The sequence below is a fragment of the Methanospirillum sp. genome (assembly GCF_035406105.1).
Classification (GTDB): Archaea; Halobacteriota; Methanomicrobia; order Methanomicrobiales; family Methanospirillaceae; genus Methanospirillum.
In genome coordinates, this window is sequence record NZ_DAONKG010000378.1 from 1 (window position 1) to 1,133 (window position 1,133).

Consider the following 1,133-nt stretch of genomic DNA (forward strand, 5'->3'; position numbering starts at 1 on the left):
TGAACTCAAATCGGTCCCCTATTTCCAGGCAGTTGCAAAGGTGAGTGGCACTATCGCAAAATCCGAAATTGTTCAGACTACCGGTCTTTCAGGGTATGTCCCGGCCGGTTCGACGGTTCAGCCATCACCATCACCCGGACCGATCGTTGCTGCTGCCACCAGCACACCATCACCGGCATCATCCCTTCCGGTCATAACAAGCCTCACCCTCTCGGCCAATAATCTCCGTCCGACAGTGGGAACAGACGTTGTACTGACCGGCCGGCTTGTTGACAGTTCAGGAAAAGGCGTACCTGGTGTCAGTATCACGATCGAGGTGCCTGATTACGGAACAGACTTCCTCCCGCTCCTTACGACCTCAACCGATGGAGACGGGCGGTTCACGGCAACCATAAGTACATGGGAGGGCGGTGGTGTACCGGTGCGGGCAATATTTGAAGGAAATGACAAATACCTTGCCTCAACCAGTAATACCCTGACATTTTACGCATCTGACAAAAAACCAGCAGGGTCCGGTGTCGGAACAACCCTGTAACCTTTTTTACCGGTTTAAAAACCCGACATCCGGGAACGGTACCGTCTGATCAAGAAGCAGAGAGACAAGTTCCGGGACAAACAGCAGGATAACAACCAGGATACGGAGTGGGGCATGATCTATCCTGCGATATGCAGCGATGGTAACCGCAAGCAGAATACCCATTGCGAGAGCCCATGTCCATGTCCAGGGAGCAGCAGCCCCCATACGGATAGAAAGGACTGCATACCTGACGAGTGATGAAAAGGCTATCGTCCCGCACACCAGTGCCACGAGTGCGAACAATAATTCAACGAATATCAGCGTCCGGTTCCGTGCAGCCACGATGAATTGTTCCTGCTCTTTTTATAAAATCATTGTGATGATCGAATTATCTATCCCATAATATTGGAACTGACTTTGATGACTTTGGTTTCCACCTCAGCCTGCCGTTCACCGGAAGAGAGTTTTCTGAAATTATCCTCTGTCATGGGGAGCACCAGCTGACTGTTAATCGTCGTTTTACTCCGTTTTTCCACCGTTCCGACAGGGATATTCTCATGGACAAACCGGTATTCGGGGAGATCCTTTGGAGTACTTACCAGTACCATGACTTCAA

Annotated in this window: 3 protein-coding genes; 1 reads left to right on the top strand and 2 read right to left on the bottom strand. The window is 50.7% G+C overall.

The window, feature by feature from the left end; all coding sequences use genetic code 11:
• Positions 1-535, top strand: a 535-nt coding sequence (locus PLA23_RS13645) for a carboxypeptidase-like regulatory domain-containing protein (RefSeq protein WP_324475577.1), incomplete at its 5' end; no start/stop codon positions are given.
• Between the two features lie 6 nt (positions 536-541).
• Here PLA23_RS13645 and PLA23_RS13650 read toward each other — a convergent pair.
• Both PLA23_RS13650 and PLA23_RS13655 read right to left on the bottom strand, forming a co-directional pair.
• Positions 542-859, bottom strand: coding sequence for a hypothetical protein (locus PLA23_RS13650; RefSeq protein ID WP_324475578.1), 318 nt, complete (start codon positions 857-859; stop codon positions 542-544).
• A gap of 50 nt (positions 860-909) precedes the next feature.
• The coding region (locus PLA23_RS13655) for a hypothetical protein (RefSeq protein WP_324475580.1) at positions 910-1,133 on the bottom strand (224 nt) is incomplete at its 5' end.